The following is a 14,698-nucleotide window of genomic DNA, read 5'->3' as shown; positions in this document are numbered from 1 at the left end:
TTGCGCTAATGTATGTGTCGCAGCGAGCGCACGCCGTCCGGAGCCCCGGACAGCGATGCATTCGAGGCAAGCAGAGCAATCCCCTGTAGCTCAATTGGCAGAGCAGCCGGCTGTTAACCGGCAGGTTACTGGTTCGAGTCCAGTCGGGGGAGCTCAATCCCCTGTAGCTCAATTGGCAGAGCATTCGGCTGTTAACCGGAGGGTTACTGGTTCGAGTCCAGTCGGGGGAGCAGAAGGAACGAGGACCCCGGAAGGGGTCCTTTTTCTTGTGTCCGGGAACCGAATCCCCGGTGATCGAAGTCCTCTTGGGCGTGCAAGGTCGCCCGACGGCAGCCCGCACGGGCAGCAGATCGTATGAGCGGCTATGCTGCGGCAGACGGCGCGCACAAATGTGCGCGACGCGCCGTGAGGGGCGGTAGCTCAGCCGGTTAGAGCAGCGGACTCATAATCCGTCGGCCGTGGGTTCGAGTCCCACCCGCCCCACCACGGCAGGTCAGGGCACAAACGATCTGACCAGCCAAAACACGGCAGCAGGGCCGCCACCTCCGGGTGGCGGCCCTCGTCGTTTCGGCCCCGAAAAGGCCCCGGGGCCGGACCGGGCCGGAAGAAGGCCGGGCGGGGCCACATGGGGGACGCACAGGGGCCGCACAGGGGGACGGGGCCACGGTGCGGTCGGAGAGCGTGCGCGGCGACGCGGGGGCCGGTGACGGGCCCGTGGGCGGCGTTCGTGGTGTCGTCCCACGAGGGGTTGCCGGCACCGGTGCCGGAACTGGTCGCAGGGGGCCCGGAGTTGCGCGGCTCGTCGGCCTGCTGCGCGAGAACGGGGGCGCAGGGGCGGGCCGATGGCCGTCCCGGGACGGCCATCGGGGCGGGGCGATCAGTTCCAGAGGCGGTCGAGGGCGAGTTGCAGGGTGTGCAGGCCGTCGGGGCCGCTGAGGGTCAGGCGGCCGGTGGGGGAGAGCGTCAGGGCGTTGCAGCGGTACAGCAGTGGCAGGGTGCGGACGGTTCCGCTGGTGACGTGCCAGAGGTGCAGCTCGCAGTCGTTCCAGGCGGCGGCCAGGAGCGGGCCGGCGGGGGTGTCGGCGGCGGCGAGGGCGGTGACGAGGGCCGGGCGCTGCTCCACGGGGCCCGCCATCGGCTCCCCGGAGGTCTCCCACAGGCGGATCGAGCCGTCCAGGGCGGCACTGAAGACGAGGGTGAGGTCGTCGTCGGGCAGCCGCAGGCAGGTGACGGCGGTGACGGGGGCGCTGTGCAGGCGGTGGGAGCGTGGCAGGGGCTGGTAGGAGGCCAGGGACCACACGTGGACGGCTCCGCCGGCATCGCCGACGACGGCCGTCGTCGACTGGCCGTCGGCGCCGAGCGCGGTGGGACGGGAGGGCGCCGAGCCGAGCGCCGCGCCACCGTGGTGGGCGGCGATGTGCCCCAGTACGGCGCCGGCCGGGCCTTCCTCGTCGGGGGTGAGGGGGAAGAGCGGCCCGCTGCCGTCGAACAGCAGGACCGCCTCCGGGTCGGCGGCGGCGAGGCCGAAGGGGCGGAGCCCCGCGGGGGTCGGCACCACACCGGTGCGTTCGCCGGTGCCCGCGTCGTGGCGGTGCAGCCGGCCCAGGGCGTCCGCGACGAGCAGGGTGTCGTCCTGCCCCGGGAGGCGGCAGTGGGCGGCCGCCGGGACGTCGTGGCGCGCCCAGGCCGCGGTCCACACGTGCCGCTCGGCCAGCGGCCGCAGGTATTCGGTGAGGGTGGGGCTGGTGGCCAGGGCGGCGGCGTGCAGGACGGCGGCGCGGCCGAGGTCGTCGTCCGCGGCACCGGACAGGTGGGGTGCGGCGCGGTCCCAGATGGCGCGCAGGCCCGGAGGCGCGACGGTGGCCGGATCGTGCAGCGCCGCGGTGATGGCCGTGGCGGGGCCGTAGAGGAGGAAGCCGGGGTCGGCGAGCAGGGAGCCGGCCGCGATGCCGCCGTCCGCGGTGCCGAGGGTGGCGTCGAGGACGTGCTCGCGGGCGGCCGGCGGCGCCTCGTCCCACCGCGCCCTGCCGTCCTCGGTGCGCGGGACGGCGGCGAACAGGGCCGCGGCGTCCGCTTCCGGTGCCTCCCCGGACGCGGCGGGCGGGGGTGCGGCGTCGGGCCAGGGGGCCTCGCCGAGGTCGATGACGTGGGGGTCCGCGTCGTCGAGGAGGGCGGTGGTGCCGGTCTCGGCGACGACGCGCACATGGGGGAGCCCGAGGAGCGGCAGGAGGAGCTCGTCGACGATCGTGCCGGGGTCCGCCGGGGCGTGGCCGGCCGGTCCGCGCCCGGCGAGGTGCAGGTCGGGCACGAGGAGCAGCAGCGGCCGGGCGTCGGCGGCGACACGGTCCAGGAGCCGGTGCGGGGGCAGCGGGCCGTAGCCGAGCTGGCGGCTCAGCTCCCAGGCGACGGAGTCGGTGATGAGCCCGGCGGCGGGGACCGTGGCGTGGACGACGGTCCGCTGGTCGCTGCCCGCCCCGGCGAGGAACCAGGCGAGCAGATGGCTCTTGCCGCCGGCCCGGCCGCCGCGGACCAGGCAGAGCCGCGGCTGCTCGCCGTCGGCCGCGGCGGCCCAGTCGAGCAGGGCCCGCCCGGCCGCCGCGTGGCGGTCGTCCAGCGCCGGCCAGGCCGCCGTCTCGGGCGCCGGCTCGGGGTGTGCGGTGGTCGTCATCGGCGGTTCTCCCCTGCCGCTGTCACTGCTGGGCGGCCGCCTCGCGAAGGAGGCGGATCCCCTCTGCCCGGGACTCGGCGGTCTCGCCGTAGGGGAAGTTGTGGGTGAGCTCGGCATCCGGGAACATCCCGGCCAGCCACAGCGAGCAGTAGTGGCCGGGCAGGAAGCACGCCTCCAGCTCCGTGTGGATCCGCGTCACCTGGGACGGCTCGACGCCCGCGCCGCGCAGCGCGGACCACAGGCTCTCCTCGGGGTGCAGGGCGATGCCGCCGGCGCGGGTCACCACCTGCTTCTCGCCGTCGTCGCCGACGTACTCGAAGGCCGCGTACCACTCCGTGCCCGCGGTGTCCCGGATGTCGTCGAGGACCAGCGGCCACCAGTTCTCCCGTTCGGCGAAGGCCGCCGGGTCCATGGCGCGCAGCTTCCGCTCCGCCGCGGCGAACGCCTCCGCGGCGGTCTCCGGCCGGTCGGTGCCGAGGACGACGCGCAGCGCCCGGTCCAGTTCACGCAGGGACCCGGCGAACTGCTCGGGCGAGGAGTTTACGAACCTGGGCGGCTCCTGGTAGCCCAGCAGCACCGCCCGCACCTCGCCCCCGGGGGCGACGCAGAGCTCGCAGCCGCCGTCGTGGCCCAGGCGCGCCCACTGCCGCTGCTCCTCGCGGGCCACCGCCCGCCCGACGGACTCCGCGTAGGCGTCCAGCACGACGGGGTCGTCGGGGGAGGTGGAGAAATAGGGGCCGACCGTCCAGGGGACGGCGACCTGCATCAGCCGGCGGACGCTCTCGGGGACCGCGAACGGATCGCCGGCCGCCTCCGGTTCGAACTTCCGCAGTTCACCCTCGGGCACTGTCATGGACGACTCCGCCTAACCCACCGTCTCGTACACGTCTGAGAGGACACCGTCCCACGTCGGAACGGGCGCGGCGTCCTCGGCCTCCCAGTCGGCCTCCTCCGACCACACGGGCTCCACTCCTTCGAACGGCAGCGGATCGGCGTTCCGCATGCGCTCCCGGAGGGACTCCGCCAGCGCCTCGGGGTCGGGGAGGTCCTCCGACACCGTGGCGTCGTAGCCGGGGCGTTCGAGTTCGAGGAGGTAGAGGAAATAGAGGAAGGAGTCCAGGCTGCGATTCAGCGGGCGGGACGTGAACTCCCCGTCCGGCAGGGCGTGGACGGCACCGGAGACCGGGTCCAGCACCACCACGTCGTAGTGGATCTCGCCCAGCACCAGCCACTGTGCCCAGCCCTCCGGCATGTCGTGGTACTCGGAGAAATGGCTGAGTTGTGCGCACCGGCGGAATCGGTCGGGGGTTTCCCCGGCGAAGAGGCCGCCGTCGAGCACGAAAAAGGAACTCCGGTCGTCCGGCAGGCCCGTGGCGGTCAGCAGTGCGCGCGTCGTCGCATCGATTTCCGCCGGCAGCTTCTCTTCCTCCAGCGTGATCAGCTTTTCCGGAGGGAATACCGACTCCATCATCGATCGGTCGGTGAGCTGGGGCATGTTCTGTCCTGTCGGTAAGGTGCGGGAATCCGGTGATCTTATCGGAGGCGACTTCTCGGAGTCAATCGCTACTTCTTGCGCCGGTTAATGCCGTGGAGATACTTCTCCATTTCGTCGTTGCCCTTCTTCTTGGACTCCGCGGTGTCGCCGTACTCGACGGTGTGCGAAACCTTGACGTCGTCCGGGAGATGGTGCGACATCCAGGCGCTGCAGTCTCTGGTGCCGGGCCCGGTGGTGCAGGGCTCCCGCTCGGTGTAGAGCTCCGACATACCCTTCGATTTCCCGGAGTCCAGGAACGGGATGCCGACCTGGCGTTCGGAGTGCATTCCCGGCCATTTACTGCGTCCGACGAGTATGAATTCGTCGTCGGCGCCGCGTTCGCCATAGCGGGCCGCGGCGTAGTTCCGGCTGGAGAATTTCCCCTTGCTGGTCCGACCGTAATCGCCCGGTTTGCTGCCCGCACCGGTGTTGGCGTGCCGCGCCAACTCGGTGGCCTGCGACAGGTCCGTACTGCCGAACGCCACCTGCTGGGAAGGTTTCCGCTTGCGCTCGTCCGCCGGTGGCAGCGGATACTTACCGGCCTCCCGCCGCGGGACGTGGTCGTCGCTCAGAAGCCCGATCGGCGTGAGCCGCTTCCGGTCCTCGGGAGTGAGGTCCTTGTGGCCTTCGGTGGTGAGCCGGGTGACCTTCCCCTTGTCGCTGACGTTGTACATCGGCGCATTGCCGTGTGAATTCTTGCCGATGTTCTTGAGGTCGGCCGCGATACCGTCGTCGTTCTCACGGTGGTTCAGCTTCATCTTCTTGACGCCGTTGACCATCTTGTCGTCGAGATGGTCGGCGGTCCGCTTGACGCCGTTCTCCAGCCCCTCCAGCGTCTTGTCGATCATCGGGGCGGCGGCGTTGGCGATGGCGTCCTTGCCGCGGGTCCGGCCGTGATGGCTCCTGGCCCGCCCGAGCTTGCCGCCGGCTCCGCTGCGGAAGGTGCCGCCGGCGCTCTGCAGGCCGGTGACCACACTGTCGTGGGCGTCCGGATCGAAGGTGAAGCTGCCGCCACCACCACCGCCACCACCGCCACCGCCCCCACCGCTCCCGCCTTCCCCGCCGGCGCTGAGCAACTGCATCGAACCGGCCGCGGACTTGCCCGCCTCCTTGCCGGCCTGGGCCGCGTGGCCGACGTCGATGCCCTTCTGCACCCCGAGGGCGTTGGCCCCCACCTGGACCACCAGGTCGCCGACCATCGCCCCGAGCGCCTCCTCGATCGGGGAGAGCGCCATGCTGACGACCTGCTCGACGACCTGCTCGCAGACCTCCTTGATGATCTTCTTCACCGCGAGCCGGGTCGCCTGCGTACCCGCCAGCGCCCCCACTTCCGACAAGCCGAACGTGAACGGCGCCGCCGCCTGCGCCGCGATCACCTCCGCGGCCAGGATGGCGAGTTGCGCGATGGCGGCGATCTTGGCGCCCTCGACGAGGCCCGCGACTGCGTCCATGGCGGTCCCCGCCAGCCGCCCGCACTCCGCGAGCCCCTTCAGATGCTTGCCGTTGATCTTGCCCCAGTGGGCGTTGAGGGCCGCCACCCCCAGCGAACCCCCCGCCGTGCCCGCCAGGCTCTCGATCACCTGGTGCGCCTGGTTCGCCCCGTGCTCGATATCGTCCGCGAATTCTCTTAACGAGTCCGCCATCGCGCGGTAGTCGTCTTCGTCCACATTCGGCCACGAAACGCCGATGATGTCGAGTATCTCGTCGGCCCAACCGGGAAGTACCACGCCCACGCGAACACGCCCCTAACTGCCGTCCCCACTCGCCGGATCGAGCAGTTCCCCACCAGTTCGTAAAATTCGTATGGGGAGACGTTCCCAGATAGTTGACGGTTCCTCAAAGGGAGTGGCAAAGGTGGCGGAGATCATTCCGCTTCCGCGGTGGCGGTGAAGGGGCCTAGATGACCGGCGGGCGCCCCAGCCGTGTCATCCGCCACACCGTGCTCCAGCGCATCGGCCGACGCCGCCCGCAGGGCGTCCGCACCCCCTCCGCGAAACCCGCCGCCCAGGCCCGCATGCCCGCCGCCGAGCGGCTGCGGACCGCCGTCAGCGCCGCCCACACACCCAGATAGACCGGCACCAGCACCGCCGGCAGATGACGCTTGGCCAGCCAGACGCGATTCCGGGCGACCATCCGGTGGTAGACCGCGTGCCGGGTCGGCGAGGTGTACGGGTGCTGTAGCACGACCTCCGGCGCGTAACGGATGCGCCAGCCGTCGTCCAGCGCCCGCCACGCCAGATCGGTCTCCTCATGGGCGTAGAAGAACTCGTCCGGCCAGCCGCCGATCCGGTCCAGCATCGGCACCGACAGCGCGTGCCCGCCCCCCAGGAACGTGGTGACCAGCCCACCCCGCTGCGGATCGCCGACCCGCAGCCGCGGGACGTGGCGGCGCTGGGTACGGCCTTGCTCGTCGGCGATGCGGAAGCTGACGATGCCCAGCTTCGGGTCGCCGGCGTACAGCTCCGCGAGCCGGCTGAAGACGTCCGTGCTGATCAGCAGCCCGTCGTCGTCCAGGTCGACCACCACGTCCAGATCACCGAGCTTGCGCAGCTCGTCCAGGGCGACGTTCCGGCCACCGGAGACCCCCAGGTTCTCGCTCAGCGACACACCGGTGACGCCGTCGGGCAGCGGGGGCAGCGGCGAGCCGTTGCCGACGACCACGATGTGCGTCGCGGGGAGATCCTGCTTCGCCACCGAATCCAGCAGCTCCTGGAGCTCGGCGGGGCGGTTTCCCATGGTCAAGATGGCGACGCCTACGCGCAGCTGACGCACAGATGAACACTCCGTTCTTGGCGGTCTCTTCAGCGATGCTAGCCGCCGCCACGGACCGCCGTGCGCCACGACGCAGGCGCCGCGACATCCCGCCGGGACCCGATCAGGGCCCCGGCGAACGGGACTTGGCCCCCGGCCCCGGGGCACTCCGGCGGGGCCGCCGGCACCCCGGCCGCCGGGCCACCGCCGTCAACCCCGCGGGGCGTCGGCGCCGGCCAGGACGCTCGGCCGGGCGGCGAACACCCGCTCCGGACCGAACCGCTCCTGATAGCCGTCGGCCAGCGCACGCAGCGCCGCCGCACCGTCCCCGTGGAACGACGACCCGTGCATCACCGCCAGCGTCCTGGGCGCGAGCCGGGCCAGCGACCGCATCGTCCCCACCGCCGCCGTCAGGCACGACGTCTGGCGGAACATCTCCTCCGCCTCCAGCGCCGGGCCGACCAGATCCCGGTCGGTCACCGGCGGCCCGTTGCCCAGGTGGGTGAACAGATCCCCGCACAGCAGCGTGCCGGTCGTCTCCTCGAACAGCACCCGCGCCTCCCAATTGTGCGGCACATGCGGGGTGTTGAGGTGCATCACCCGGCGCCGCAGCAGCCCCTTGCCACCCAGGTCGAGCGTCTCACCGTGCGCCAACGGGCGCGGCGGCCGGTCGGCGAGATCGTTGAGCGAGACCAGGCACCCCTGGAGCCCATGGGCCACCTCGGCGCGCGGGGCCGCCGCCAGGAACGCGTTCATCGCCCCGCACTCGTCGGCCTCCACATGCCCGAACGCCAGCCAGCGCAACTCCTCCACCGGCAGCACCCGGCCCACCGCCTCCGAGACCGCGGGGAACAGATGCCGCATGCCCGTATGGAACAGCAGCGGCTCCTCCGCGTCGATGAGGAACTGGTTGAACGTGAAGCCGGCCGGTGCGGCCACCTCGGGAACGTAGGTGGAGATCCGGTAGATCCCGTCGGCGATCTCATCGACGCGCGTCTCCATGGGCCGACGCCTCCTTCGGCTTTCCGGGCGGGTCCGTTGTCCGCTCTCGTTCGCCTTTTGTTGCGCTTGCGCGTATATGTCCTCCCCTGTTCATCGTAGGGCGGGAGGGTGGTTGGGGTGCGGTAGTCGGGGTGGCTGTCCATCACCGTCTTCTCCGGTCCGTTCCTGTCCGTCCCTGCCTCTCCCGTACCTTCCCGTGCATTCGTGGGGCGAGCGCCGCGGGGGCGATCTTCGGGACCGGGCTTCGGGGGCGAGGGAGTGATCTCCGCCACGGCATGTCTAGGACGGCACCGCGTGGGCAGGGGAGCCCGACGGCCCGGCCCGCGGAATTGCGGAATAGCGTGCGGTTTGATCCTGTTACGGGAGCTGTGAGGGCGCAGTACGTCGGGACCGGCCGAACCCCACCGCACAGCAGACGCCGCCAGGCGGAAATCCGTCGGGCGGCAACAACTACACACCACACACGACAGTCGCCCCGGAGGCCGCAGCGTCAATGCGCCGCGGCCTCGACGACCCGGAAGCAGGGAAGCGCGTATGAGCACCGTGGAGCTCACCAAGGAAAACTTCGACGAGATCGTCTCCGGCAACGATTTCGTCCTGATCGACTTCTGGGCCGAATGGTGCGGCCCCTGCAAGCAGTTCGGGCCGGTCTTCGAGCGGTCGTCCGAGAAGCACGGCGACCTGGTGTTCGCCAAGGTCAACACCGAGAAGGAGCCCGAACTCGCGGCGGCCTTCGACATCAGCTCCATCCCCACCCTGATGATCGTCCGGCAGAACATCGCGGTGTTCGCCCAGCCCGGCGCCCTCCCCGAGGCCGCCCTGGAGGACGTCATCGGCCAGGCCCGCGCCCTCGACATGGACGAGGTCCGCGCCTCGGTCGCCGAAGCCCAGGCCCAGCAGGCGCAGGGCGGCAGCGGAGAGCAGGCGCAGGGCGAGTGAACGAGCGGAGCGAGCCGGGCCGGTGGTACGAGCCGGGCGGGCGAAGCGAGTTCTGCGGGCTCCCGGGGTTCCCGGAGCGCACGGCATGAGTGAGCTGCTGCTGGTCCGGCACGGCGAGACCGAGTGGAGCCGCGACGGCCGGCACACCAGCTGGACCGACCTCCCCCTCACGGACAACGGCGAGGAACAGGCCCGCGCACTCCGGCCGCTGCTGTCGGCGCGGAAGATCGCACGGGTCTACGCCAGCCCGATGACGCGCGCCCTGCGCACCGCCGAACTCGCCGGGCTCCCCTCCCCGCACATCCTCGATGACCTGCGGGAATGGGACTACGGCGGGGACGAGGGCATCACCACCGCCGAGATCCACCGCACCAGACCCGACTGGTACCTCTTCGACGACGGTGTCGCCCCGGGGCCGGCCGACCACCCCGGGGAGTCACCCGGGGAGGTCGGGGCGCGCGCCGACCGCGTACTCGCGCTGATCGCGCCCCACCTGGACGACGACGAGGGCGACGTGGCACTGGTGGCGCACGCGCACTTCCTGCGCGTCCTGACCGCCCGACGCCTGGGCCTCCCACCTGCCGCGGGCGGCCTGTTCACCTTCGGCACCGGCACCGTCGGCGTGCTGGGGACGGAGCATGAACGGCCGGCGGTGGTGGCCTGGAACACACGGAGTCTGTAGGGCCGGGTCCGTTCCGCGGCGTCGCCCCAGGTCCGGCCCAGGTCCGTTCCGGCGTCGTCCCGGGTTCGTTCGGGGGCATCCTGGGGGTTGCCGGCCGTTCGTCACGGGGCCATCGGATCGAGGTGCAGGGGCTGCACCTTGCCCTCGATCATGGCGCCCAGCCCCTGCACCGCGCAGGTGCTGGGCTGGTCCGCGATGTGCACCGGCATCGACGTGGCCTCGTGGATCATCGGCTCCAGGCCCGGGATCAGCGCGCTGCCGCCCGCCAGCATGATGCCGCGTTCGCCGAGGTCGGCCACGAGGTCCGGTGGGCAGCGGCGGAGCACCGCACTGATGCCGTCGAGAATCGCCGTCAGCGGGGTGATGATGGCCCGCCGCACCCGCTCGGTGTCCACATGCACCGACCGCGCGAGCCCGCTGACGACATCCCGGCCGTGCACTTCCGTGGAGCCCGGCGTCAGCTCGCCGTCCCCGGACAGCATCAGGTGCAGCGGTCGGACGGACTGGTTCGGCAGCATCAGCTCGTGGTGCAGCCGAAGGTGCTGGATCACCGCGTGGTCGATGGCGTTGCCGCCCACCGGGACGGTCTCGGCGGCCACGATCGAGCCGAGCGAGAGCACCGCGACCTGCGTGGTGCCCGCGCCGCACACCACGATCATGGTCGCCTCCGGCTGCTCCACCGGCAGCCCGCACCCGACGGCCGCGGCGACCAGCGTGTCCACCAGCTCGACCCGTCGGGCGCCCAGCCCGGTCAGCGTCTCCACGGCGGCCCGCTGCGCCAGCGGCTCGCTCCCGTAGGGGAGGCACACCGCGGCCCGCATCGAGGGGCGCCGCCGCCACGTCTTGCGCAACTTGTCGCCGACCAGGTGGCGCAGCAGGCGCTGGGCCAGGTCGATGTCCACGACCGTCCCGTTGGAGACCGGCCGGACCACGCGGATGTAGTCCGGCGTGCGGCCGTCCATCACCTCGGCCTGGGCGCCCACGGCCAGCATCGACCCGGTGCGGGTGTTGACCGCGGCGACGGTGGGTTCGTCGACGACCAGCCCCTGGTTCTTGACGTACACCCTGGTCCGGGCCGCGCCGAGGTCGACGGCGGCCGAGCAGCGGCGCAGTTGGGCGAGGCTGATGGTCATGGCGGATTCCTCCCCGATGGGCCGGTGCGAACATCGCCGGCGGGCCGGTACTGGACACGAGCACCCGCACGTGGGCGCTCGTGCGCCATCCTCCGAGCCCGCACCGAGCCCCGCCCGCTGAGCGCGTCCGCTCGGGGGACGGGGGCGGGGGAGCGGCGCCGTTGGGGTGAGGGGAGGGGTGGTGGCGGATGGTGGCGTGAGGGGGTGGGCAGGGGACGCGGGAGAGGGGGAAGGGAGAGCCGAAGGGAGGGCCTGAGAGCTGACTGGGCGCCATGAGGGACTGGCCGGCCGGTGATTGACTGTGGGTCAGTCCTTCCTCGCCCCGCAGGGGCTGCTCGGGATGAGCGGTTCGGGCTGAGGCGGTGATCCGGCGACTTCGGCCGGGGCGGCCGTTCGGCGACTTCGGCTGGGGCGGCCTTCGGCGACCTCATTCGACGACGTGAGTGGGGATCGAGACGTGAGTGGGGATCGATCCGCCAGCCTCGCCCACACTTGCGTCACGTGACGCGTCAGGCCCTACGCCTGCGCTTCGTTCCCACAGGTCACCCCCGCTCCCTCGCTCCCCTCACTCCGCTCTCCCCACTCCCACAACCTTCTGTGCTCCCTCCACTCCCTCCACTCCCTCACTTCCTACGCCTGTCGCTGGTACAGGCCCCAGGTGAACTCCGCGACGACGTCCTGTCGGGTGCCGTCCGGCTCTGGGGCGGTGATGGCCAGCCGCCAGCGGGTGGGGGCGCTGCCCTCCATCGGGCGGGCCGGTGGGAAGGCGCGGGCGACCTCGTCGACCGTGCAGGACCACGGGACGAGATCGGCGGTCGTACGGAGTTCCGGGGCGGGTGCGCCGGGGGCCCTTACGAGCCAGGCGTTCCAGACGCCGCCACCGGGCGCGGTGAGCACCTCGAACCGCAGATCCGGCCAGAGCGGGACCGGCCAGGTCAGTGCCTCGCAGGTCAGGTCGCCGATGCGGCGGGTGGTGACGGTCCCGGGCGTACCGAGCAGCGCGCGGTACGGCTGGAGGCCGGCGCGTGCGCGGGGGTTGTGCATCCGGGCCTGCCAGCGGCGGTTGGCCTCGCGCATCTGCGCTCGGGTGACGCGTAGTTGGCGGAGTGGGTCCTCGACGCGAGCCGGCTCGTGGTCGGCCATCCGGCGCAGCAGTACGAGCTGGAACGCGAGGGGGCCTGGCAGGTCGGAGGGGGTGCCGGGGCCGGTGGGCGGGGGATTGTCAGTGGCGGGGTTCATGATGGACATGGTCGTTGATGGCGGCCGGGGAGCGCGCGGAGGTGGCGGCCGGTGGGGTGTGTGCGGGGCCGGGGCGGACACCGTCGGGAAGGAAGAGCACGGAGTTGACATAACGGCGGTGCGGGGCGAGGGAGCGGCGCAGCAAGCCCTGATCGGCGACGAAGGAGGTACGGGACTGATGGGCGGGCAGATCGAAGTCGGCCAGCGGCAGCCAGCGCGTGCGTGGCAGGACCCAACCGCGATACCCGCGGGCGGCCGTCCACTCCAGGACGGGCGTGAGCGGCTGGATGCGTGTCTCCAACTCCACGAAGAGTGCGGGGCGTTCGCGCTCGATGGTGCGTTCCGCGCCACGTAACACGGGCAGTTCGGCACCGTCCACGTCGATCTTGATGAGGGTGACGGTGGTGAGCCGCAGCGCGTCCAGGGGGAGGCAGGGGACGTCCAGGGTGGCGGCGTGCACATCACGGCGTACGAGCGAGGAGATCCCGCGGTCGCCGCGGCCGCCCGCGGGCAGCCAGAGTGTGGCGCAGCCGGTGTGGTCGGTGGCCGCGGCGGAGACGACGTCGACGTGCGCCGGGGTGACCGAGTCGAGCAGTCGGGCCAGATGGGGGACGGGCTCGATGGTGACGACCCGGTCCGCGCGCCGCGCGAGGCGCCGGGTCCACGGGCCGTACCAACCTCCGACGTCGACGGCCGTACCGCCCGCCGGGCAGAAGTCGTGCAGCCGGCCGAGCTCCGGTTCGAACCGCGGGTAGAGCCCGGCCGCCAACGCCGACACCAGCGGCCCCGGCAACCACCGCCCCACCCGCGCCGCCAACGTCACGACCCCGCCCCCGGCTCCACCACCGGTTTCCTCCCTCCCCCCTCCACCTCCACCACCGTCCCCCTGACCTGCCCGGCCACTCTTTCCTCTCTGACCTCTGCGGCCTCCGTGACCTCCGTGACCTCCCGCCTCTCACGGATGTCCCGGCTCTCGTCGGCGTACCTGCTCTCGCGTACCGCTCGCTCGTGCTCGGCCTCCGAGACCTGCTCGCCGGACGACGGCAGCAACTGCGGAATCCCGTCGAGGATCGGATAACGCCGACGCAACCGCGGGTTGTAGAGCGCCTCCTCTGCCTGCCCCTCGGACACCAGTAGAACCAACGGCCCCTTGTCGATCGGGCACGCGAGAATCCTCAACAGCGCATCGTCAGCCTTCACGCCCCACTCCTTTCACGCGTCACATAGGTCATACGCATCACATAGGTCACACACGTCACACGCTTCATACGCGGCTTCATCCCGCTCAACTCCAAGCTCAACGTCAACTTCGAATCCCCCTCCCTCCACTTCTCCCACTTCTCCCACCTCGATCTCGTCATTGATCAGTCCCTTCGTTTCCGGCCTCAATCCGGCCTCAAGTAATTTGCACGGGCGGGTGGTTGCTGGCCGTCCGGTCGACGGGTGCCGAGTCCGGCTCCGGCTCCGACTTCAGGGGCGCCGGACTGCGGGCCGTGATCCTGGCGTTGTGGGTGGGCCGGTGGGGCGTGGGTGGGGCCTCGTGGCGTGGCAGGGCCAGGAGGACCGTGAGGGCCACGGCCGTGCCGCCCAGGCGAAGGGCCAGCCGCAGCGGGTCGCCGGGCAGCGGTTCACCGAAGGCGACCGTGCCGCAGGCGACGGTGAAGACGCAGGTCACCGTGGTGCAGACGGGCACGATCACCGAGGCCCGGCAGCGCTGAAGGGCGGTCTGGGACAGCACCAGGCCGGCGGCCCCGGTGAAGAGGAGCAGGTAGGGGTAGGGCGAGCGGACCAGCGCCACCGCGGCTGCCGGGACGTCGTGGAGGTCCAGCAGGCCCGAGACGCCCTTGATGGCCAGTGAGCTGACGCCGTAGAGGAGTCCGACGGCCACCCCGTAGGAGACGCCGGCGGTCGGCAGGCGATGGCGGCGCCGGGCGCGCAGCTCGGCTGAGCGGTACAGCAGCAGGCCCGCGGCCAAGGACGGCACTGTGAGCGCGAGAAGTGTCGCGGGCGGCGCGGTGCGGGCGATGACTTGGGCGTCCTCGTGCCGGAGGGAGGCGACGACCAGCGCGAGCGCCAGCAGGATCGCGGTGATGCTCTGCCGCTCCCGGCCGCTGGTTCGCTCGCCCAGCAGCACCGAGGACATGAGGAGGAGCAGGACCAGGCCCGAGATGAAGATGCCCTGGGCGGCGGCTATGGGGAGTGTGCGGTAGACGGCGAGTTGGGCGGCGAAGCCCGCGGCCAGGGCGAGCGAGCCGCCGAGCCACAGGGGGCTGCCCAGTAGGTGGCGCATGAGTCGGGCGGGGTGGCGGGTGCTGAGGGCGGGGAGGGCGGCGAGGGCGCGTTTCTCCAGGACGAAGCCGGTGCTGTACAGGACGTTGGCGAGCAGTGCGGACGCCACGCCCCACCAGAGCATTGGCACGCCTCCTTTCGCTTTCGTCGCTCTCGGCCGGGGGTCGTGGGGCCGGGGTGGGCCTTGCGGGGGCCTCCTTTCCTTGCTGTTTCGGCAACAATTACGGAGGGTGGTTTTGTTCCCGATTCCGTTACGGAGTGTGGTTGTTGGAGTGGGGGCGGGCGTGCACGATGAGGATGGAGGACAGGGACGGGGCGTGGCAGGCGGCGCGGTCCAGGGGGCGCAGGGGGCGGGGGACGTCGTGGTACGGGGCGCCGGTGATGCGGATGACGTCGAAGCCGGACGCGGTGAGGAAGGCGCGTAGCGCGCGGGCGGTGTAGAGGCGCAGATGGCCGACCAC

Annotated in this window: 12 protein-coding genes, 3 tRNA genes and 2 pseudogenes; 5 read left to right on the top strand and 12 right to left on the bottom strand. The window is 71.6% G+C overall.

The genetic code is table 11. The annotated features are described in order from the left end of the window. The first annotated feature begins 79 nt into the window (after positions 1-79). The 3 genes from K2224_RS00085 (at position 80) to K2224_RS00075 (ending at position 486) form a co-directional block, all read left to right on the top strand. Positions 80-152: transfer RNA gene (locus K2224_RS00085), tRNA-Asn, on the top strand. Between the two features lie 5 nt (positions 153-157). Further along, a tRNA-Asn gene (locus tag K2224_RS00080) sits at positions 158-230 on the top strand. 179 nt (positions 231-409) lie between these two features. After that, positions 410-486: transfer RNA gene (locus K2224_RS00075), tRNA-Ile, on the top strand. A gap of 391 nt (positions 487-877) precedes the next feature. Here the strand turns inward: K2224_RS00075 and K2224_RS00070 are convergent. From K2224_RS00070 to K2224_RS00045, 6 genes are all read right to left on the bottom strand, one after another. Beyond that, positions 878-2,668, bottom strand: coding sequence for a hypothetical protein (locus K2224_RS00070; RefSeq protein WP_221904576.1), 1,791 nt, complete (start codon positions 2,666-2,668; stop codon positions 878-880). A gap of 22 nt (positions 2,669-2,690) precedes the next feature. Continuing rightward, complete coding sequence (locus K2224_RS00065; RefSeq protein ID WP_221904575.1) at positions 2,691-3,521, bottom strand: nucleic acid/nucleotide deaminase domain-containing protein; 831 nt, start codon at positions 3,519-3,521, stop codon at positions 2,691-2,693. A 12-nt stretch (positions 3,522-3,533) separates the two neighbouring features. Continuing rightward, complete coding sequence (locus K2224_RS00060) at positions 3,534-4,163, bottom strand: SUKH-4 family immunity protein (RefSeq protein WP_221904574.1); 630 nt, start codon at positions 4,161-4,163, stop codon at positions 3,534-3,536. 68 nt (positions 4,164-4,231) lie between these two features. Further along, positions 4,232-5,935, bottom strand: coding sequence for a nucleic acid/nucleotide deaminase domain-containing protein (locus tag K2224_RS00055; RefSeq protein ID WP_221904573.1), 1,704 nt, complete (start codon positions 5,933-5,935; stop codon positions 4,232-4,234). Between the two features lie 163 nt (positions 5,936-6,098). After that, positions 6,099-6,974, bottom strand: a complete 876-nt coding sequence (locus tag K2224_RS00050) for a glycosyltransferase family 2 protein (RefSeq protein ID WP_221904572.1) — start codon at positions 6,972-6,974, stop codon at positions 6,099-6,101. A gap of 189 nt (positions 6,975-7,163) precedes the next feature. Beyond that, a complete protein-coding gene (locus tag K2224_RS00045; RefSeq protein WP_221904571.1) occupies positions 7,164-7,955 on the bottom strand; it encodes an MBL fold metallo-hydrolase in 792 nt (263 codons plus the stop codon). Between the two features lie 534 nt (positions 7,956-8,489). Here K2224_RS00045 and trxA point away from each other — a divergent pair. Further along, complete coding sequence (gene trxA / locus K2224_RS00040; protein WP_221904570.1) at positions 8,490-8,894, top strand: thioredoxin; 405 nt, start codon at positions 8,490-8,492, stop codon at positions 8,892-8,894. An 85-nt stretch (positions 8,895-8,979) separates the two neighbouring features. Next, positions 8,980-9,576, top strand: a complete 597-nt coding sequence (locus K2224_RS00035; RefSeq protein ID WP_221904569.1) for a histidine phosphatase family protein — start codon at positions 8,980-8,982, stop codon at positions 9,574-9,576. Between the two features lie 101 nt (positions 9,577-9,677). Here the strand turns inward: K2224_RS00035 and K2224_RS00030 are convergent, their stop codons facing one another. From K2224_RS00030 to K2224_RS00005, 6 genes and pseudogenes are all read right to left on the bottom strand, one after another. Beyond that, the gene (locus K2224_RS00030) at positions 9,678-10,709 is read right to left on the bottom strand and encodes a rod shape-determining protein (RefSeq protein ID WP_039636803.1); all 1,032 of its coding nucleotides are present in this window, start codon (positions 10,707-10,709) and stop codon (positions 9,678-9,680) included. 630 nt (positions 10,710-11,339) lie between these two features. After that, the gene (locus K2224_RS00025) at positions 11,340-11,948 is read right to left on the bottom strand and encodes a hypothetical protein (RefSeq protein WP_221904568.1); all 609 of its coding nucleotides are present in this window, start codon (positions 11,946-11,948) and stop codon (positions 11,340-11,342) included. Further along, positions 11,932-12,771 carry an FkbM family methyltransferase gene (locus K2224_RS00020; protein WP_221904567.1) on the bottom strand — a complete coding sequence of 280 codons (840 nt, stop codon included), beginning with the start codon at positions 12,769-12,771 and terminating at the stop codon, positions 11,932-11,934. Before K2224_RS00020 ends, K2224_RS00025 begins: the two co-directional genes overlap by 17 nt. Positions 12,772-12,941: 170 nt before the next feature. After that, positions 12,942-13,148: pseudogene (locus K2224_RS40130) on the bottom strand (Trm112 family protein); the annotation flags it as partial. A 196-nt stretch (positions 13,149-13,344) separates the two neighbouring features. Then, positions 13,345-14,361, bottom strand: a complete 1,017-nt coding sequence (locus tag K2224_RS00010) for a DMT family transporter (RefSeq protein ID WP_221904565.1) — start codon at positions 14,359-14,361, stop codon at positions 13,345-13,347. A 127-nt stretch (positions 14,362-14,488) separates the two neighbouring features. Further along, a pseudogene (locus K2224_RS00005) lies at positions 14,489-14,698 on the bottom strand (hypothetical protein); the annotation flags it as partial.

It is taken from the genome of Streptomyces sp. BHT-5-2 (genome assembly GCF_019774615.1).
Classification (GTDB): domain Bacteria; phylum Actinomycetota; class Actinomycetes; order Streptomycetales; family Streptomycetaceae; genus Streptomyces.
Note: the sequence above shows the minus strand (reverse complement) of the source record. Positions and strands in the feature narration are given on the sequence as shown.

Excerpts from the sequence above, each read along its gene's own strand:
- K2224_RS00070 (WP_221904576.1), bottom strand. The coding sequence starts at position 2,668 with ATGACGACCACCGCACACCCCGAGCCGGCGCCCGAGACGGCGGCCTGG.
- K2224_RS00065 (WP_221904575.1), bottom strand. The coding sequence starts at position 3,521 with ATGACAGTGCCCGAGGGTGAACTGCGGAAGTTCGAACCGGAGGCGGCC.
- K2224_RS00060 (WP_221904574.1), bottom strand. The coding sequence starts at position 4,163 with ATGCCCCAGCTCACCGACCGATCGATGATGGAGTCGGTATTCCCTCCG.
- K2224_RS00045 (WP_221904571.1), bottom strand. The coding sequence starts at position 7,955 with ATGGAGACGCGCGTCGATGAGATCGCCGACGGGATCTACCGGATCTCC.
- trxA (WP_221904570.1), top strand. The coding sequence starts at position 8,490 with ATGAGCACCGTGGAGCTCACCAAGGAAAACTTCGACGAGATCGTCTCC.
- K2224_RS00035 (WP_221904569.1), top strand. The coding sequence starts at position 8,980 with ATGAGTGAGCTGCTGCTGGTCCGGCACGGCGAGACCGAGTGGAGCCGC.
- K2224_RS00030 (WP_039636803.1), bottom strand. The coding sequence starts at position 10,709 with ATGACCATCAGCCTCGCCCAACTGCGCCGCTGCTCGGCCGCCGTCGAC.
- K2224_RS00025 (WP_221904568.1), bottom strand. The coding sequence starts at position 11,948 with ATGAACCCCGCCACTGACAATCCCCCGCCCACCGGCCCCGGCACCCCC.
- K2224_RS00010 (WP_221904565.1), bottom strand. The coding sequence starts at position 14,361 with ATGCTCTGGTGGGGCGTGGCGTCCGCACTGCTCGCCAACGTCCTGTAC.